The sequence below is a fragment of the Xanthomonas bromi genome (genome assembly GCF_900092025.1).
In the GTDB taxonomy this organism is placed as follows: domain Bacteria; phylum Pseudomonadota; class Gammaproteobacteria; order Xanthomonadales; family Xanthomonadaceae; genus Xanthomonas; species Xanthomonas bromi.
In genome coordinates this window covers 21,628-40,989 of sequence record NZ_FLTX01000002.1, presented here as the reverse complement: position 1 = coordinate 40,989, position 19,362 = coordinate 21,628, and the positions used below count along the sequence as shown (strand labels likewise).

Here is a 19,362-nt window from a genome sequence, read left to right as displayed (position 1 = left end):
CCTGGCCGTCTGGTCAGAAATGGATCACGGTGCGGATCGACTTGCCTTCGTGCATCAGGTGGAAGGCTTCATTGATCTCCTCCAGCGGCATGGTGTGGGTGATGAACGGATCCAGGTCGATCTCGCCCTTCATCGATTGTTCCACCATGCCCGGCAATTGGGTGCGGCCCTTGACGCCGCCGAATGCCGAGCCGCGCCACACGCGCCCGGTCACCAGTTGGAACGGGCGGGTGCTGATTTCCTGGCCGGCACCGGCCACGCCGATGATGACGCTCTCGCCCCAGCCCTTGTGGCAACACTCCAGCGCCGACCGCATCACGTTGACGTTGCCGATGCACTCGAAGCTGAAATCCACGCCGCCATCGGTCAACTCGACGATGACCTCCTGGATCGGCTTGTCGTAGTCCTTGGGATTGATGCAGTCGGTGGCGCCCATGCTGCGCGCCAGCTCGAACTTGCCCGGGTTGGTGTCGATGGCCAGGATGCGCCCGGCCTTGGCTTGCACCGCACCCTGGATCACCGCCAGACCGATGCCGCCCAGGCCGAACACCGCCACGCTTTCGCCCGGCTTGACCTTGGCGGTGTTGTGCACCGCACCGATGCCGGTGGTGACGCCGCATCCCAGCAGGCACACCTTCTCCAGCGGCGCCTCCGGGTTGACCACGGCCAGCGAGATCTCCGGCACCACGGTGTATTCGCTGAAGGTGCTGCAGCCCATGTAGTGGTAGATCGGCTCGCCGTTGTAGGAAAAGCGCGTGGTGCCGTCCGGCATCAGGCCCTTGCCCTGGGTGGCACGCACCGCCTGGCACAGGTTGGTCTTGCCGGACAGGCAGAATTTGCACTTGCGGCATTCGGCCGTGTACAGCGGGATGACGTGGTCGCCGACCTTGACGCTGGTGACACCTTCGCCGATCTGTTCGACGATGCCGCCACCTTCATGCCCGAGCACAGACGGGAAGATGCCTTCCGGGTCGTCGCCGGACAGCGTGAACGCATCGGTGTGGCACACACCGGTGTGCGTGATGCGGACCAGCACTTCGCCGGCCTTCGGCGGTGCGACGTCGATTTCGACGATTTCCAGCGGCTTGCCGGGTCCGAATGCGACTGCTGCACGGCATTTCATGGGATAGCGCTCCTGACGAGGATGTTCGAGGACGGGCACGGCAAGCACCGACCCGGTGGGAGTTTTATTTGAGGTAGGACCGGACCAGGCCGAGCAGGTCCTGTACCCGCTCGGCGCGTTGCGCATCCGAAGCGGCGGCATGCCCGAAATCTTCGCGAATATGCGCTTCAAGCACTTGCGACATCAGCCCATTCACGGCCCCCCGGATTGCGGCGATCTGCTGCAAGACAGGAGCGCAGTCTGCGCCCGCCTGTAGCGCCCGTTCAAGCGCATCGCATTGCCCGCGCAAACGGCGTACGCGTGCCAGCGCTCGCTTTTTCTCGTGCGGCGAATGCGGCATGAGGACTCCAACAAAATACTGGGGGGCAGTATATGGATTGCTTCAAAAAAAGCTATGGCTCGCCGATTGCCGCACGTCGTCCTGTCGAGCGCGATCACGGCCATGCGTTGGTAGATGGGGCAATGCCGTGATTGCGCGCGGACGGAACAGGAGGCCACAGGCCACCTGTTAGCCGCAGTGCAGCACGCACATTGCGCAACAGCGTCGGCAGGAGAGTGGCAGTTGCCTGCACTGCGCATTTACCGCCCCGCGTCGCGTGCCGCCGTGTAGTGACGCTTGCCGGCGTCCGCAGCGCATGCAATCTGCGCGCAGCACGTTAGTCGGTTTGCGCGATGGACTCTGCAACAGGTCCGATAGTGATGACGACGCGAGCGCTGACGCCCTCAGGTCTCGACAGCAGGCGGCGCCACGATCGCCACAGGATCCACTGCATGCTCGGGCAGTGAAGCCAGTACCGCGTTGCGAAAACGCCCGGCAAATGCCGCATCGTTGGTCTGGTAGAACGCGCGCGCGTCGGCCGACAAGCGATCCAGCTGCGCCTGCGGCAATGCCAGGGCGGTTTCCACCGCTTGCGCGATGCCCGCCGCGTCCACGTAGTAATACGATGCCAGACGGCGCTGACGCACCTCGGCCACCGGAATCAGCACACCGTGTTCGGGCCGGATCAGTTCGTTCATCGGCTCGCCGTCGGTGGCCAGCGTCACCGCGCCCACGCTCAGCGCTTCCATCAGGTAATGGCCGAACCCTTCGGCCTCGGAGGGGCACAGATGGAACAGATGGGCGTTCTGCATGCGGCGCAGTTCGGCATCGTCCAGATATCCCACGCGGTGGTCGATGTTCGGTGCCAGCACCGGCTTGCCGGCGGTACGCGGATTCTGTACCACAGTCAGCAACGGCCATTCCGGATGCCGCTGCCAGGTCTCCAGCAGCACGCGCGTGCCCTTGGCGGTACTGCGCCCGGCCAGGTGGAAGAAGGCGCGCTGCCGGAGCACACGCGCGTCGTACCGATCCGGGCTGGTGAAGCCGATGAAGCGGGTGGCGCACCCCAAGCTGCGGAAGATCCGCTCGGCATGGTGGGTTTTGCACAGCACCGCGTCGAAGCGTGGCAGCAGCGGCAACCACTTGGGCAGCAACCATTCCGGATTGGGCACCAGCAGGTTGATCTGGCCCAGCGGCAAGCAGCGCTTGTACACGCGCTCGGAAAAAATCTGTAGCGGCACCCTCCCGAACAGCAGACGGCTGGCCCACAGGCGCGCCTCGCGGCCGGTGTCGTGCAGGCGCTGACTGGTGAATCCGACTTCCTGCGCCGGCACGCCGCCGGCGCGCAGCGTTTCGGCCATCAGCACCATGTCGCGGGTCAGGCCCACGCCATTGTCGCGACTGACCACCCGCATCATCGGAAACGCCTTGTCGTGCGCGCGCACGTCAGTACAGCGGCATCGCGTCGATGCCGTGGATTCCTGCGCGATGTCCCGTTCTGTCATGGTGCGTTATACGTGTGCCAATAGGTGACAAATTCGATCATTATGATGCGTGCTCCCAGCCTTGCAATTGCGAGCACCATGTATCCGGCAGCCACCATTTTGCGCGGGCCAACCTCCGCTCCACAGACGATGACCTCCATGGACCTGCAACAACCCTGCGTTCTCGTGGTTGACGACGACCCGGACCTGCGCAAGCTGATCGGCGAATTTCTAAGCGCCCATGGCTACCAGGTGGATATGGCCGAAAACGTGGCGGAGATGCGCTGCGCCATGGCGCAGCGCCGCCCGGACCTCATCGTACTCGACGTGATGATGCCGGGAGAAGATGGGCTGAGTGCAGCGCGCGCCCTGGCCAGCGAGCGCGGTTCACCTGCGGTCATCATGCTCAGCGCGCTCGGCAACGATACAGATCGCATCATCGGCCTGGAAGTCGGCGCCGACGATTACCTCGCCAAGCCCTGCAATCCGCGCGAATTGCTGGCCCGTGTGCGCGCCCTGCTGCGGCGCAGCCAGGCCAGCAACGAGCAGGCCGATCAGCGTGGCAATGTCTACGAATTCGCCGGCTGGCGGCTGGACGTGGTGCGCCGCGACCTGCGCGACCCGACCGGCATCTTCATCAATCTGTCCGACGGCGAGTTCGCCCTGCTGCGTACCTTCGTCGAACACCCGCAGCGCGTGCTCAGTCGCGACCAGTTGCTGGACTATGCCCGCGGCCGCGATACCGACGTCTACGACCGCGCCATCGACAGCCAGATCAGCCGCCTGCGCCGCAAGATCAACGAGCGCGTCCATACCGAGTTGATTCGCACCGTACGCAACGAGGGCTACATGCTGCTGCCGGGCGTCTCGCGCTTGTGAGCAAACCGGCACGTCGCGGGCTGTCGATCTTTGCGCGGACCTTTGTGTTGCTGGCGGCGGCCCTGCTCACCGCCCAGGCGGTGGGCATCGCCCTGCTGGTGATGCGTACCCCCGTTTACGAGCCGCCGGTGCACCCACCGGAAGTGGTGGCGCTGCTTTCCACCCGCATGCCGGCCGGCACCCAGACCCTGAAAGTTCATGAATCGGCGCAGGCCCCAGCGCCCCCGACAGGCCAGATGCGCGATCCGTTCGCCGAAATGCTGCTTGCCCACTGGCTGGATGTGCCGGAACGGCAGGTGCGGTTCTATCGCAACGCCAACGATCGCGAAGCACCGCAGCCGGGCATGCTCCCGCCGCAGCGGTGGTCCAACCAGGACCGCGCAGCCGATGGCGGGGTTGACGAACACCCCGAAGCGCAACGCCTGCCGCCGTTTCCGGACGACTGGCCGCATGACGGCCAGCCCGGTGCACTGCCCGGCGATGGGCGACGTCCGGATGAGATGCCCGGCGCCTGGGAAAGCGAGCGTCTAACCCCCGGCGTACCGCTATTGGACGGCTTCACCGCCGCGCTGCAGCAGCCCGATGGCCGCTGGCGCATGGTCGAATCGCCACCTCGGCAGCTGTCGGCCGAATTCAAGACCCATGTGGTGGTGCTGTTCCTGGCCGGCCTGCTGGCCAACGTGCCGCTGGCATGGTGGTTTTCGCGGGCGCTGTCGGCACCGATCAAGCGCTTTGCCGAAGCGGCCGACCGCCTTGGCCGCAATCCCGATGCCGCCGCGCTGCAACGCAGTGGGCCGCCGGAAATCGTGCGCGCAGCCGATTCGTTCAACGCGATGCAGGCGCGCCTGAACCGGCTTATCAACGAACGCACGCACATGGTCGCGGCGATCGCGCACGACCTGCGCACGCCGCTGGCGCGGCTATCGTTTCGTCTGGATGGCCTGCAGCCACCGCTGCGCGACAAGGCGCTGGCAGACATCGACGAAATGAAGGCGATGATTTCCGCAGCGCTGGACTTCATCCAGAACGATCGTCATCGCGGCGAACGCGCGCCGCTGGATCTACGCTTGCTGGTGGAAAGCGTGGTCGACAACGCCACGGATATCGGCGCCGACGCCGAGCTGCTGCCCGGGCCGGAAATCACCCTGGACGGCGACCCGCTGGCGTTGCGCCGCGCAGTGATGAATCTGCTCGAAAACGCCTTGAAATACGGCAGGCGCGCGCGCCTGCAGTTGCAACGCGAGGGCGAGGATGGCGTGCTGTGGATCGACGACGACGGCCCCGGCATCGACCCGACCCAGCGCGAACAATTGTTGCTGCCGTTCGTGCGTGGCGAGTCCTCGCGCAATCGCGATACCGGCGGCATCGGGCTGGGTTTGTCGGTCGCACACAGCATCGTGCTGGCGCATGGCGGCGATCTGCGCCTGGACAATCACGCCCACGGTGGGCTGCGCGTGACGGTGCGCCTGCCGTGCATGCCGGAGCGGCGCTGAGCGCAGACCGCAGCCGGCGCAAACGAAGGGGCAAGGCACACACCCGATAACGGCATCGCCGCACGCCTTGCGGCGCACCGCACCCGCCAGCGCGCCATCGCGCTGATCCAGTGCCGGCAACGCACAAGCGCGGACGGCTACCGACCGTGCGCCTCAAGGCGCCAGTACGAAAACCGCGGGCAACAAAGGCTGTATCAGTGACCGATCACGATCACCGCTTACGCATCCGCAGACAGCAAAACGCGCCGCATCACGGCGCGCGTTCGGCTCAACATCCCTCACTCAGTACGCAAACTCGCCAAACACGCGATCGATATCGCCCTTCCACGCGCCGTGATACAGCGCCAGCTTGCGTTCGGCGGCGGTGACGCCGGTTTCGGCGATCTCGGCGATCACATCCAGAAAGCCGGTTTCGTCCTGCCCGTCGCGATTCAGGCGTGCGCGGCGGCGTAGGCCTTCGCGCGCAATATTGACCGCTTCCACCGCCAGATCGCGCGCAGTGCCGTTGCGGAACGGCAGGCCCAATGCGTACCTGGGCACGCCGTCGCGCAGCGCATGCCGCTCGGTCGGGCTGAAATCCTTGACCAGGTCCCAGGCTGCATCCAGTGCAGTCTGGTCGTACAGCAGGCCCACCCAGAACGCCGACAACGCGCACAGGCGATCCCAGGGACCGGCATCAGCGCCGCGCATCTCCAGATACTTCTTCAAACGCACTTCCGGAAACGCGGTGGTCATGTGGTCCGACCAGTCGCGCAGCGTCGGCAAGGCGCCCGGCAGCGCCGGCAGCCTGCCCTGCATGAAGTCGCGGAAGCTCTGCCCGCTGGCGTCGTGATAGACGCCGTCGCGGTAGGAAAAATACATCGGCACATCGAGCAGATAATCCACGTAACGCTCGTAGCTGAAGCCGTCTTCGAACACGAAATCCAGCATGCCGGTGCGGTCGGCGTCGGTGTCGGTCCAGATATGCGAGCGGTAGCTCAGGTAACCGTTGGGCTTGCCTTCGGTGAACGGCGAGTCGGCGAACAAAGCGGTGGCGATCGGCTGCAGCGCCAGGGATACGCGGAACTTCTTCACCATGTCCGCTTCGGTGGCGTAATCCAGGTTGACCTGCACCGTGCAGGTGCGCGTCATCATGTCCAGGCCGAGCGCGCCGACCTTGGGCATGTAGTTCTTCATGATCTGGTAGCGGCCCTTGGGCATCCACGGCATCTGGTCGCGGCGCCACTTGGGCTGGAAGCCCATGCCCAGAAACCCCAACTGCAACTCGCCGGCGACCTGCGCCACCTCGTCCAGATGGGTGCCGGTTTCCACGCAGGTGTGGTGCAGGGTTTCCACCGCGGCGCCGGACAGTTCCAGCTGCCCGGCCGGCTCCAGCGTGACCGAGGCGCCGTCGCGCAACAGCGCGATGGTGTGGCCGTTTTCCTGCACCGGCTCCCAGCCGAAACGGATCAGCCCGGTCAGCAAGGCCTCGATGCCGCGCGCGCCTTCGAAGGTGGGCGCGCGCAGGTCGTCGAGCTGGAAGCCGAACTTCTCGTGCTCGGTGCCGATCCGCCAGTCCGCACTCGGCTTCTCGCCGGAGGCCAGCACCTGGACCAGCTCCGCGCGTTCGGTGATCGGCGTTTCGGCAACGTGGCTGGGACTCGACAAGGGCACGCTCGCAAACGAAAGAGGGGAAACGATGCGGGGATACTCCCCTGCCACCGCAAGGCCCGCACTATAACCGCCCGGCGCGAAAAGATTGGCGACACCGGCAGGGCATGAGATTTCCATCGATGCGCGCCCGCCATCGCTGGCAGCGGCGGCGTGATCCGCGTCAACCTGCCAGGCTGCGCGGCCAGAGGAGGCAGCGCCCTCCGGCAAAGCCCGACAATCACTGAGCACCGGTCCTGCTCGCCAGACATGATGAGCAGGACGAGCAGTACACCGCATGCGACCCGCCGATCAGTGTAGGCTCCAGCGCGCGCATCCGTGCTCGGTTCCATCCGCCCAGCATGCCGCTTGAAACGCAAACGGCGGACCGAAGTCCGCCGTTGCTCTGACACCATGGACATCGGCCCAGGCCTGACAATCGTGTTGCAGGGCATCATTGCGGCGTGGTGGTTTCCACGTCTAGGCCCAGCCAGTCACCGACGATGCCGCGCAGTTCGTCCACGCCCTGGCGCGATTCGCCCGAGTAGGTCTGCACGGTCACGCTGTCGCCGAAGCGCGAGGTCACTTCCTTCTTGACCTTCTGCAGGGTCTGCATCTGCTGGCCACGGCCGAGCTTGTCGGCCTTGGTCAGCAAACCGTGCGCGGGCAGGCCGCGTTCGGCCGCATAACCGAGCATCTGCAGGTCGTAGTCCTTGAGCGGGTGGCGGATGTCCATCACCACCACCAGCCCGCGCAAGGCCTCGCGGGTGCGGAAATAGCGGTCGATGAAGGCCTGCCAGTGCGCCTGCAGGTCCTGCGGCACCTTGGCATAGCCATAACCGGGCAGATCCACCAGATAGCGCTCGGGCTGGATCTGGAAGAACACCAGCTGTTGGGTGCGGCCGGGCGTCTTGGACACGCGCGCCAGCGAGTTTTGGCGGGTCAGCGCATTGAGCGCGCTGGATTTTCCGGCATTGGAGCGGCCGGCGAAGGCCACCTCGTAGCCGCCATCGTCGGGCAATTGCCGGGCGTTGTGGGCGGACAGGTGGTAGCGGGCTTGTTCGATAAGGAGCGACATCCCGCTAGGATCGCACGTTCGGGCTCTGCCGGTTTTGCTGCACTGTTCGTTGACCCTGGCGCAAAGGCGTGTCGATAATCGAAGCACGCCTGCCACTGCCAGTACCCAATGCGCGCGGGCCGGGTCCATACGGAGCTTTAGCTGATGCGCCATGCTCGTGTGCTAGTCCTCGCCGTGCCGGTCGTTGCGGCGGTGGCGTTTGCGCAATCGGCGGTTACGCCGATCCCCGATCCGCCGCCGGTGCGCATTGCGCCGCTGGAGGTGGACCTGGCCAAGACCACCTGGGGCGATGCCAAGGCCGGCCAGACCAAGGCCGCTGCCTGTGCGGCCTGCCATGGACCGGACGGCAATCCGGCGGTGGCGATGTACCCGCGCATCGCCGGGCAAACCGAGCGCTACGTGGCGCATCAGGTGGCACTGATCGCCAGCGGCGAGCGCAATACCGGTATGTCGGCAGTGATGGTGCCGTTCGTCAAGGACCTCACCGCACAGGACATGCGCGACCTGGGGGCTTACTTCGCGACCCAAAAGGCCTCCGCCGGTGTCGCCGACGACGCAGCGATCACCGAGGGCCCCTACCAGGGCATGAAGTTCTACGAGGTCGGCGAGAAGCTCTACCGCGGCGGCGACATTGCGCGCGGCGTGCCGGCCTGCATGGCCTGCCATGGGCCATCCGGCAGCGGTAATCCGGGGCCGGCCTATCCACGCCTGGGCGGGCAGCACGCCGACTACGTGGCACGTCGCCTGAAGGAATATCAGGCTGGCACCACCCAGGAGCGCAATCCGGCGCTGTTCAATATCATGGCGCAGGTAGCGCATCCGCTGACCGAGCAGGAGATCCAGGCGCTGGCCAGCTATCTGCAAGGCCTGCATGATCGTGCTGACGACGCTGCGGCCGCGCAGCCGCCTGCAGGAGCGCCGGCGCGTTCGTAAACTGGTACCTGCCGTTGCCACACCGCTTCACGACGCCGGTCCCGCGACCGGCGTCGTCGTTTCCCGCTCTCCCCTTGCCCCCCACGGAGCCCGCATGAAATTGCTTTCCCGTCTGCCCCTGCTGGTGTTGTTCCTGTTGCCGCTGGCGGCCTGTGCCGCCGACAAGAAAGCCGCGCCGGTCGAAGGCGAGGACTACACCCTGATCGACGGCGGCCAGCCGTACGCGCCGCTGGCCGGCAAGGTCGAAGTGACCGAAGTGTTCGGCTACACCTGTCCGCACTGCGCGCATTTCGAGCCGGTGTTGGAAGCCTGGGCGGCCAAGCAGCCGTCGTATGTGCGCTTCACCCCGGTGCCGGCCGTCTTCGGCGGCTTCTGGGACGCCTTTGCGCGCGCCTACTTCGCTGCCGACATCCTGGGTGTGGCCAAGCGCAGCCACCGCGCCATGTTCGACGCCATCCATGAGAAGCAGACCGTGCCCACCCAGAACGTGGCGCCGGAAGAACTGGCCGCGTTCTACGCCAATTACGGAATCCCGCAGCAGCGCTTCATCGAGACCTACAAGAGTGAGGCGGTGGATGCCAGGCTCAAGGCCGCACGCGAGTTCGCGCTGCGCAGCAAGATTCCCGGCACCCCGGCCATCATCGTCAACGGCCGCTACCTGATCGGCGCGCGCAATTACCCGGACATGCTGCGCGTGGCCGACTACCTGATCGCGCGCGAGCACACGGCGCCAGCCAAGCGCTGAACCGCATAACCGCCAGCGACGGCCGCGCGTGGCATCATGCGCCCCGCGGCCGTCCGGCCTTTTTCTCGCCCCACGCTGGAGATCCAATCCGATGAAGACCCGCTTCGCCCTGACGCTGATGGCGCTGTTGCCGATCCTGGTCGCCTGCAAGGCGCAGGACGGCTCGTCCGACACCGCACCTGCCGCCACCACCCCAGCTGCCGAAACGGCGCCCGCGCCTGCCGCCGCTGCCCCGGCCGCAGCCCCCGCCGCACCGCCTGCCGTCGGCGAAAGCGCCACCACTCCGCCGCCTGCCGCGCCCAGCGCAGCCCCGCGCGCACCGAATGGCCCCGAGCCGGTCGCCGGCACCGATTACCTGGACATCGACGGTGGCCAGCCCTATCAGCAGGCCGCCGGCAAGATCGAAGTGGCCGAAGTGTTCGGCTATGTCTGCCCGGCCTGCAACGCGTTCCAGCCGCTGATCGGACCGTGGAAGGCCGGCCTGCCATCGGACGTGCATTTCGTCTATGTGCCGGCCATGTTCGGTGGTCCGTGGGACGACTATGCCCGTGCGTTCTACGCCGCTGAAACGCTGGGCGTGCAGGAAAAGACCCACGAAGCGCTGTACAAGGCCATCCACGTCGACCAGACCCTCAAGGGCGAGCGCGGCAAGGATTCGGTGCAGGACATCGCTGCGTTCTACGCCAAGTATGGCGTGGACCAGAAAACCTTCATCGACACCATGAGCAGCTTCGGCGTGTCGGCCAAGACCAACCGCGCCAAGCAGTTCGCCACCCGCAGCAAGCTCACCGGCACCCCGTCGCTGGTCATCAATGGCAAGTACCTGGTCAAGGGCCAGAGCTTCCCGGACATGCTGCGCATCGCCGATCACCTGATCGCGCGCGAACGCGCCACGCTGACCAAGTGAGTCGGGCGAACGCACCCACGTGAACGCTTCGGACTCGCGCACCCTGCGGGTGCTGACCGCCAATATCCAGGCCGGCTCCAGCACCCGCCGTTACAGCGACTATGTGACGCGGAGCTGGTCGCACGCATTGCCGCTGGGCAGCAAGCGCACCAGCCTGGACAGCATCGCCAAGCTGGTCGGCGAACGCGACATCGTCGGCCTGCAGGAGGCCGATCCCGGCAGCCTGCGCTCGGGCTTTACCAACCAGACCCACTATCTGGCCGAGCGCGCCGGTTTCGATTATTGGAGCCATCAACCCAACCGCCGCATGGGCGGGGTGGCGTCCAGCGCGAACGGTCTGCTGAGCAAGCTTGAACCGGTGGAAGTACAGGATCATGCCCTGCCCGGCCGCATCGGCGGGCGCGGCATCCTGCTGGCGAAATTCGGTGAGGGCCGCGATGGCCTGGCCGTGGCGGTGGCGCATCTATCGCTGGGCGCCAACTCGCGCATGGCGCAGCTGGCTTTCATCGCCGAACTGTTGTCCGACCATCCCAACGCGATGTTGATGGGCGATTTCAATTGCATGGCCGATCGACCGGAAATGCAATCGCTGTATCGCCACACCCGTCTGCAACCGCCGAGTTGCCAAGTACACACCTTTCCGAGCTGGCGTCCTGACCGGGCGATCGACCACATTCTGGTCAGCGATCGTCTGGTGATCGAACACACCGAAGCGATTCCAGCCGCGTTTTCCGATCATCTGGCAGTGGGGATGGATATCCGCGTGCCGCGGCAATTGCTGCGTTAGATAATCGGGAAAGTGCCGACCGACTGGCACTGGCGAACTCCACCGCTGACACCCCCTCGACACCGCCTGTGCGATAACGCAGGCGGTTTTTGGTTGGGAGCAGAGCACGTGATACGCAGCGTATGAGTGCGTCACCATGAGTGCGACAGCGCCACACACCTTGCCGGTGCGCACCCTGCGCCCGGTGTTCGTGCTGGCCGCTACGGTCGTGTGCACGTTTGCCTTGCTGGTGTCGGTGTTTCCGCTTGAATCAGGACATGTGCTGCTGGAGGCGCAGACCTGGGCATCGCGCAATGTCGGTTGGTACTACCTGCTGGCGATGACGCTGTATCTGGTGTTCGTGCTCGCTACGGCCTTGTCCAGCTGCGGCAACATCAAGCTCGGCGCCGATCACGACGAACCGGAATTCAGTTACCTCTCCTGGGCCGGCATGCTGTTCGCCGCCGGCATCAGCATCACGCTGTTCTTCTTCTGCGTCTCCGAGCCGCCCACGCATTATCTGCAACCGCCGCAGGGCGGTACCGGTAATGGCGAGGCCTCCGCGCGTCAGGCGATGCAGGTGCTGTTTCTGCATTGGGGCCTGCATGGTTGGGGCATGTTTGCGCTGGCCGCCATGGCGTTGGCGTATTTCGCTTTCCGCCACAACCTGCCGTTGGCGTTGCGCTCGGCGTTGTATCCATTGATCGGTAAACGCATCAACGGGCCGATCGGCTACACCGTGGATGCGCTAGGCATCGTGGCGACGGTGTTCGGCATCGGTGCGGACATGGGCTTTGGCGTGCTGCACCTCAACGCGGGGCTGAGCACCTTGTTCGATGTGCCGCATACGCACTGGGTGCAGGTCGCGCTGATCGCGGCGATGATGGGCGCGGCGATCGTGGTGGCGGTGTCGGGCGTTGAAAAAGGCGTGCGCTGGATGTCGGACGTCAACATGCTGCTGGCCATCGCGCTGTTGGTGTTCATGCTGTTCGCCGGCCCTACGCAGGACCTGCTCAATGCGCTGATGCAGAACCTGGGCGACTACCTGGACAGCGTCGTCAACAAGAGTTTCGACGTCTACGCCTATGGCGGCCGTGCCGATTGGCTGGGCAACTGGACGGTATTCTATTGGGCCTGGTGGATTGGCTGGGCGCCCTTCGTGGGGCTGTTCATCGCGCGCATCTCGCGCGGCCGCACCATCCGCGAATTCGTGTTGGGCGTGTTGCTGATCCCGCTCGGCTTCACGCTGGCGTGGCTGTCGATCTTCGGCAACAGCGCGCTGGACCAAATCCTGCATCACGGCCAGGCAGCATGGGCGCAGCAGGCCATTGATGCGCCGCAGACGGTGCTGTATTCGTTGCTGCAACATTACCCGTGGAGCCGCACGGTGATCACGATCACCGTGGCGATCAGCTTCGTGTTCTTCGTGACCTCGGCCGACTCCGGCACGGTGGTGCTGTCCACGTTGTCTTCGCATGGCGGCGAGCCGCACGACGATGGTCCGCGCTGGCTACGCGTGTTCTGGGGCGTGCTCACTGCGGTGGTCACTGCGGGGTTACTGCTGGCCGGCAACATGGACGCACTGAAATCGGCGGTGGTGCTGGCCTCGCTGCCGTTCTCCGCGGTGCTGCTGCTGATGGCCTGGGGATTGTCGCGCGCGTTGAACGAAGAAACGCAGCGCAAACGCGCGCAGCTCTACAGCCCCAGCCCGCTGATCGGGCAATCGCGCCATCACGGCGGCTGGCGTCAGCGCTTGGGCCAGGCAATGCATTTCCCGGCGCGCGATGAGGTGTATCGCTTCATGCACGACCACGTGCGCACGGCCATCGAAGCGGTCACCACGCAATTGCAAGAGGAAGGCTGGAAGGTCAGCAGCCGCATCGACGACGGCGACATGGAAATCAGCGTCGATCACGGCGAACGGCAGGGGTTCCGCTACCAGATCGTGATGCGCGGCTATCTCACCCCATCGTTTGCCGCGCAGCGCTTCCGCAACCAGCGGTATTACCGCGCCGAGGTGTACCTGTACGAAGGCAGCCAGGACTACGACCTGGTCGGCTACAGCCGCGAACAGATCATCAACGACATCATCGATCAATACGAGCGTCACCTGCAGTTTCTGCACCTCACCCGCTGAGGTGCGTCGCTGCGGCGACCGTCCCACAGGAGGTTTGTCATGCCACGTTTTCCCGACCAGCTGCTGTACATCGGCGGCCGTTATGTTCCCGCCCGCGGTGGCCACACCTTCGAAGTAGTCAATCCCGCCACCGGGGAAATACTGGCCAACGTGCACAACGCCGGCGCCGACGACCTGGATGCCGCAGTAGACAGCGCAAAGGCTGGCCAGCAACGATGGGCAGCACTGACCACGGTAGAGCGTTCGCGCATCCTGCTGCGTGCAGTGGCCTTGCTGCGCGAACGCAACGATGCCCTGGCCGAGCTGGAAACGCTCAACACCGGCAAGCCGCTGAGCGAAACGCGCAGTGTCGATATGGTCACCGGTGCCGACGTACTGGAGTATTACGCCGGCGTCGCGCAGGCACTGCAGGGCGCGCAGGTACCGTTGCGCGAAGGTAGTTTCTTCTACACGCGCCACGAACCTCTCGGTGTTGTGGGTGCGATCGGCGCGTGGAATTACCCGATCCAGATTGCATTGTGGAAAGCCGCACCTGCCCTGGCCGCCGGTAACGCGATGATCTTCAAACCCAGCGAGGTCACTCCGCTCACTGCCCTGAAACTGGCCGAAATCTTTACTGAAGCAGGCCTGCCCGATGGCGTGTTCAACGTATTGCCCGGCGATGGCGCCAGCGTGGGCACTGCGCTCACCGAGCATCCGCAGATCGAAAAGATCAGCTTCACCGGCGGCACCGCCACCGGCCGCAAGGTGATGGCCAGCGCGTCGAGTTCGTCGTTGAAGGACGTCACCATGGAATTGGGCGGCAAGTCGCCGTTGATCGTGTGCGCCGATGCGGATCTGGACCTGGCCGCGGACATCGCGATGATGGCCAACTTCTACAGCTCCGGGCAGGTGTGCACCAACGGCACGCGCGTGTTCATCCCGCGCGCATTGCGCAACGCATTTGAAGCACGCTTGTTAACGCGCGTGCAACGGATCCATATCGGCGACCCACTCGATGCGCGCACCACCTTCGGCCCGTTGGTCAGCGCTGCGCATATGCAACGCGTGCTGGACCATATCGAACAGGGCAAGGCCGAAGGCGCGCGTCTGCTGTGCGGCGGCGAGCGCCTGCGCGATGGTGCACTCGCGCAGGGCTATTACGTAGCACCGACCGTCTTCAGCGATTGCACCGATGTGATGGCCATCGTGCGCGAAGAAATCTTCGGGCCTGTCTTGAGCCTGCTCACCTACGACGAGGAAGACGAAGCGATCACGCGTGCCAATGCCACCACATACGGTCTGGCCGCGGGCGTGGTCACGCCGGATCTGGCGCGCGCGCATCGGCTGATCCATCGACTGGAGGCTGGCATCTGCTGGATCAACACCTGGGGCGAATCGCCCGCGCCGATGCCGGTGGGTGGCTACAAACAATCCGGCGTGGGCCGCGAAAACGGCTTGGCGACCTTGCAAGCCTATACACGCACAAAATCGATCCAGGTCGAACTGGAACGTTACGCGTCGGTGTTCTGACGGCGGCCAGTCGACGCAGGCAAGCGCCGGACGAGCACGGCGACAGTGGCGAGCAGATGCACCCCGCTGTCACTCGCCGGGCACATCCCTCCGCATTTGCCGTGCGGCTTGATCGCCGTCGCACCGTCACCGCATCAGGAGAACACCATGCAACGCGAATACGACTACATCATCATCGGCGCCGGCTCGGCAGGGAACGTGCTGGCCGCGCGGCTCACCGAAGACCCCGGCGTGACCGTGCTACGGCTCGAAGCCGGCGGGCCGGATTATCGGCTGGATTTCCGCACGCAGATGCCGGCGGCACTGGCCTTTCCATTGCAGGGGCGTCGCTACAACTGGGCCTACGAAACCGAGCCGGAACCGAATATGGACAACCGGCGCATGGAGTGCGGGCGCGGCAAGGGCCTGGGTGGCTCGTCGCTGATCAACGGCATGTGCTACATCCGCGGAAACGCACTGGATTTCGATTAGTGGGCCAAACGTCCTGGTCTGGAGGACTGGAGCTACCGCGACGTCCTGCCGTACTTCCGCAAGGCAGAGACGCGCGACATCGGCGCCAACGATTACCACGGCGGCGATGGCCCGGTGAGCGTGGCCACGCCGAAGAACGACAACAACGTGTTGTTCCATGCCATGGTCGAGGCAGGCGTGCAGGCCGGTTATCCGCGCACCGACGATCTCAATGGCTACCAGCAGGAAGGCTTTGGACCGATGGACCGTACGGTGACACCGCACGGGCGCCGCGCCAGCACCGCGCGCGGCTACCTGGACATGGCCAAGCCACGCGATGGCCTGCATATCGTCACCCATGCCACCACCGACCGCATCCTGTTTGCCGGCAAGCGCGCCATCGGCGTGCATTATCTGGCGGGCAACAGCAGCGAGGGCATCGATGCGCACGCGCGCCGCGAAGTCTTGGTGTGCGCGGGTGCGATCGCCTCGCCGCAGCTGCTGCAACGCTCGGGCGTGGGCGCGCCCGATCTGTTGCGCGCGCTCGATGTGCAACTGGTGCACGACCTGCCCGGCGTCGGCCAGAACCTACAGGATCATCTAGAGGTCTACATTCAATACGCGTGCACCAAGCCGGTGTCGTTGTATCCGGCATTGCAGTGGTGGAACCAGCCAGCCATCGGGGCGGAATGGTTGTTCGCCGGCACCGGCACCGGTGCCAGCAATCAGTTCGAAGCCGGAGGTTTCATCCGCACGCGCGAGGAATTCGACTGGCCCAACATCCAGTACCACTTTCTCCCCGTCGCCATCAATTACAACGGCAGCGATGCAGTGAAGGAGCATGGCTTCCAGGCGCACGTGGGCTCGATGCGCACGCCCAGCCGCGGTCGTGTCCACGCCAAATCGCGCGATCCGCGCCAGCATCCGTCGATCCTGTTCAACTACCAATCCACCGACCAGGACTGGCAGGAATTCCGCGACGCGATCCGCATCACCCGCGACATCATCGCGCAGCCCGCTCTCGATGCGTATCGCGGCCGCGAAATCAGCCCCAGCGCGGACTGCAAGACCGATGCGGAGCTGGACGCGTTCGTCCGCTCACGCGCGGAAACCGCGTACCACCCGTCGTGTTCCTGTGCGATGGGCGCCGACGACATGGCCGTGGTGGACGGGCAAGGCCGCGTGCACGGCATGGAAGGTCTGCGCGTGATCGATGCTTCGATCATGCCGCGCATCATCACCGGCAACCTCAACGCCACCACCATCATGATTGCCGAGAAAATCGCCGACCGCATGCGTGGCCGCACCCCGCTGCCGCGCAGCACTTCCGATTACTACATCGCTGGCGATGCACCTGTACGCGGCTGATGTCTTCAGTGGACTGGCCACGATGTCCATCAGTACTGACGGGCAGCGTGTCCATCAATAGCGGGCGAGCAAGGTCCCTGCAAGCAACTGCCCAACGGCACGACGCACAGCCACCATCGCCACGAGCACACATTGGCTGGTACAACGCCCGCATCGCTGCGGGCGTTGGGCAACTCCGTGCGGCACTGCTATTGCAGCGCTGCAAGTCCCGACAGTTACAGCTTGCCGGCACCTGCGTTGGCCTTGACGTCTGCGGCGACCTTATCGACCGACAGCAAGTTGTAGGTGTACGGCGGGGTCCAGCCGATGTTGGTGTTCCATGAACACGACAGCGCCTTGCCATTGAGCAGCGAGCCCTGATCGCGATAAACGCTGCCACCATAGCTGGCGGCAATCTTGTCGCAGCTGCTCACAGCGCTGATCTCGAACACGTTGCGCTCGGAGAAGATCTTCGATTCCTTGCCAACGCCATGCGCATACGAAAACGGATAAACCTTATTGCTGGTGCTACCCACGTGGTAGTTGTTGTACAGATGCGCCTGGCCGAAGCGCACACGCGGTGCGCGCGCGGAAATTTTTTCGAACAAGGTATTGTGGATGGTGACCTTGAGCTTGCCGCTGTCGAGGCTGGACGCGCTGTCGCTGGAGCCGATCAGGTTGTTTTTCTCGTGCGACTTGAAGACCGAGTACGAGACGGTGACGAAATTGGCGCCCTTCTTGATGTCCATCGCGCCGTCGTGGTGCTGTTTTGGGCGGCCATTTGCGGTGCCGTTCTGATCGTCGGTACGGCGGCCGTCGGTGAAGGTGACGTGGTCCACCCACACATTACTGGCGCCTTCCACAGTCAGGCCGTCGTACTCCGCATTCCAGTTGCCGGCATCGCCGTCGTTAGGGTCCCAGACCGGTTCCGGATCCCACGGATTTTCGATGGTGATATTGCGAATGATGACGTCGTTGGCCTTGACGTAAAAATAGCCTTCGCGAATTTCTGCGTTGCTGGTGATACCAATCAGCGTGGTTTTGGTGGGCACGTCCAGACGCGCACGCGTCTTCATGTCCGAGGTCTTGGTGTAAGGATATCCTTCGCTGATATCGATGATGCCGCTGATCTTAATAATGCGTCCGTTACTACCGGCGCTTGCGCTCAATGCAGCTTTCAACTCGGCAGCATTCTTGACGGTGTAGATGTTGGCGGCAGCAGCGTTGGAGCCGCCCCTGGTGCCGCCGTTCTGGGTCGCCCAGCCCGTGGTTGCAATACCCAGCGACGCATCGGCATAGGCAACCCCGGTAAGCAGCAACGACCCAACGAACAGCGACGCGGCGGCCGCCGTCGAAAATTTCGGCTTCATCTTGATCTCTCCCCGGAATGAATTCGATGCGCCGCGCGGCGGTGCACCCCTGGTCTAGCGGACGCGGAATTTACTATTCAGCTATGGAATGTTCGATTCCGCGAAACCGATACTAGGAGCGTCGAAAACGCTTGCATCTAGCCTGTTTGCGGATGTGCTGGCGTAATCACGCAAACGCTTGCGGGACAAAAAAGAAGAGACAAAATGCTGCAATCAAGACACGCGGAGACATCACAAGGACACTGCAATGCAGCACGATTCTTGTCGCAACGCGTTGAATAAAAATTAGAAAAGCGGGACACCGCTTAAATTCATGCATTTTCCGACGCATGAATCGTTGCGATGTATTGCCGCGCTGCGGCATCCATCGCAAGCCGCTATATGGAAGGACCTGACGAACTGAGAATTGCGCCTTGGTCATGGCGAAAGAGGCGAGACATTTCCCGCGTTGCACAGGAATGCATCGCGTCAGTTTTTGCGCAAAATGCAAATGCTTTCATTGCAGTTCTTCCCACACTCCAGGCAACTGAATTGGGATCGATTGCAGAGGCGTGGCATTTTGACACCACGCGTTCCCATACCCATGCTTCGACATCGCCATCCGATCGACCCTAACCACTGTCCGCTGCAGACCTCATCAAGCTGGCCCTCAAAGTGGAAAACAGGCTCGCCGGGCAAGCGTGACTCCCCGAACGCTCCGCGCGCAGGCGTGCAACACGATCAGTCAGCGTAAGCATCGAATCTTTCGACTGAAGTCGCCAAACAGACGCCATTGCCCATGCCCTTCTGTGCCAGCGCATGGACAATGGCGTCTGCTGGGTCGCCTACCCATCGTGAGGAACGCGCAGTTAAGCATCCCGACTACTCATCCACGTCCCAACCGCAGCCGCGTGGCAAGCTGTTGCGGACCACGCTGGATCGTCGGAGAGCATGCAAGGCTGATCGTCGCAATGCCACGTGAGCGCGACCATGGGGCCGACGGCGCATGCCACCGCGATTAAGTGCGCGAGTTAAATAAGCCGATCGCACAAACGCAGGCCAGCACTGGCGCTGGCACTAAGAGCGGCTAACAGAACGTAGCGAGCGGTGGTCAGGTGGGTGCGGACGGCGCGGAGGAACCGAAGTGTACGAGTGGTACATGAGGATTCCGAGCACCGGCCGCGCCCGCCTGGCGGCCGCGCAGTAGTTTT

Annotated in this window: 14 protein-coding genes, 1 other RNA gene and 1 pseudogene; 9 read left to right on the top strand and 7 right to left on the bottom strand. The window is 64.1% G+C overall.

What is annotated here, in order from left to right:
- Window positions 1-13 precede the first annotated feature (13 nt).
- The 3 genes from XBLMG947_RS00315 to XBLMG947_RS00305 all read right to left on the bottom strand — a co-directional run bounded on the left by XBLMG947_RS00315 (window position 14) and on the right by XBLMG947_RS00305 (window position 2,947).
- Window positions 14-1,123 carry an S-(hydroxymethyl)glutathione dehydrogenase/class III alcohol dehydrogenase gene (locus tag XBLMG947_RS00315; protein WP_065465879.1) on the bottom strand — a complete coding sequence of 370 codons (1,110 nt, stop codon included), beginning with the start codon at window positions 1,121-1,123 and terminating at the stop codon, window positions 14-16.
- 64 nt (window positions 1,124-1,187) lie between these two features.
- Window positions 1,188-1,463, bottom strand: a complete 276-nt coding sequence (locus XBLMG947_RS00310) for a metal/formaldehyde-sensitive transcriptional repressor (RefSeq protein ID WP_005911021.1) — start codon at window positions 1,461-1,463, stop codon at window positions 1,188-1,190.
- 383 nt (window positions 1,464-1,846) lie between these two features.
- Window positions 1,847-2,947, bottom strand: coding sequence for a glycosyltransferase (locus XBLMG947_RS00305; protein ID WP_065465878.1), 1,101 nt, complete (start codon window positions 2,945-2,947; stop codon window positions 1,847-1,849).
- 138 nt (window positions 2,948-3,085) lie between these two features.
- On the opposite strand from XBLMG947_RS00305, the gene XBLMG947_RS00300 reads away from it, so the two are divergent.
- Window positions 3,086-3,805, top strand: a complete 720-nt coding sequence (locus XBLMG947_RS00300) for a response regulator (protein WP_083992767.1) — start codon at window positions 3,086-3,088, stop codon at window positions 3,803-3,805.
- On the top strand, window positions 3,802-5,298 hold the full coding sequence (locus tag XBLMG947_RS00295; protein WP_065465876.1) for an ATP-binding protein: 1,497 nt from the start codon (window positions 3,802-3,804) through the stop codon (window positions 5,296-5,298). Before XBLMG947_RS00300 ends, XBLMG947_RS00295 begins: the two co-directional genes overlap by 4 nt.
- 282 nt (window positions 5,299-5,580) lie before the next feature.
- Here XBLMG947_RS00295 and XBLMG947_RS00290 read toward each other — a convergent pair whose 3' ends face one another.
- Both XBLMG947_RS00290 and yihA read right to left on the bottom strand, forming a co-directional pair.
- Window positions 5,581-6,945, bottom strand: coding sequence for a glutamate--cysteine ligase (locus XBLMG947_RS00290; protein ID WP_083992766.1), 1,365 nt, complete (start codon window positions 6,943-6,945; stop codon window positions 5,581-5,583).
- A gap of 436 nt (window positions 6,946-7,381) precedes the next feature.
- A complete protein-coding gene (gene yihA, locus XBLMG947_RS00285; RefSeq protein WP_065465874.1) occupies window positions 7,382-8,005 on the bottom strand; it encodes a ribosome biogenesis GTP-binding protein YihA/YsxC in 624 nt (207 codons plus the stop codon).
- Window positions 8,006-8,149: 144 nt separating this feature from the next.
- Here yihA and XBLMG947_RS00280 point away from each other — a divergent pair, with 144 nt between their 5' ends.
- From XBLMG947_RS00280 to betA, 7 genes and pseudogenes are all read left to right on the top strand, one after another.
- Window positions 8,150-8,938 carry a c-type cytochrome gene (locus XBLMG947_RS00280; RefSeq protein ID WP_065465873.1) on the top strand — a complete coding sequence of 263 codons (789 nt, stop codon included), beginning with the start codon at window positions 8,150-8,152 and terminating at the stop codon, window positions 8,936-8,938.
- Between the two features lie 94 nt (window positions 8,939-9,032).
- A complete protein-coding gene (locus XBLMG947_RS00275; protein WP_065465872.1) occupies window positions 9,033-9,683 on the top strand; it encodes a thiol:disulfide interchange protein DsbA/DsbL in 651 nt (216 codons plus the stop codon).
- Between the two features lie 91 nt (window positions 9,684-9,774).
- Window positions 9,775-10,590 carry a thiol:disulfide interchange protein DsbA/DsbL gene (locus XBLMG947_RS00270; RefSeq protein ID WP_065465871.1) on the top strand — a complete coding sequence of 272 codons (816 nt, stop codon included), beginning with the start codon at window positions 9,775-9,777 and terminating at the stop codon, window positions 10,588-10,590.
- 49 nt (window positions 10,591-10,639) lie between these two features.
- Window positions 10,640-11,377, top strand: coding sequence for an endonuclease/exonuclease/phosphatase family protein (locus tag XBLMG947_RS00265; RefSeq protein WP_083992765.1), 738 nt, complete (start codon window positions 10,640-10,642; stop codon window positions 11,375-11,377).
- A 136-nt stretch (window positions 11,378-11,513) separates the two neighbouring features.
- Window positions 11,514-13,493 (top strand): choline BCCT transporter BetT, encoded by a 1,980-nt coding sequence (gene betT / locus XBLMG947_RS00260; RefSeq protein ID WP_065465869.1) that lies wholly within the window; start codon window positions 11,514-11,516, stop codon window positions 13,491-13,493.
- A gap of 39 nt (window positions 13,494-13,532) precedes the next feature.
- Window positions 13,533-15,005 carry a betaine-aldehyde dehydrogenase gene (betB, locus tag XBLMG947_RS00255; RefSeq protein ID WP_065465868.1) on the top strand — a complete coding sequence of 491 codons (1,473 nt, stop codon included), beginning with the start codon at window positions 13,533-13,535 and terminating at the stop codon, window positions 15,003-15,005.
- Window positions 15,006-15,152: 147 nt separating this feature from the next.
- Window positions 15,153-16,823: pseudogene (betA, locus tag XBLMG947_RS00250) on the top strand (choline dehydrogenase).
- Window positions 16,824-17,038: 215 nt separating this feature from the next.
- On the opposite strand, the gene XBLMG947_RS00245 reads toward betA, so the two are convergent.
- On the bottom strand, window positions 17,039-18,172 hold the full coding sequence (locus XBLMG947_RS00245) for a pectate lyase family protein (RefSeq protein WP_065465867.1): 1,134 nt from the start codon (window positions 18,170-18,172) through the stop codon (window positions 17,039-17,041).
- Between the two features lie 1,064 nt (window positions 18,173-19,236).
- A non-coding RNA gene (locus XBLMG947_RS00240) (sX9 sRNA) lies at window positions 19,237-19,312 on the bottom strand.
- Window positions 19,313-19,362: the final 50 nt, after the last annotated feature.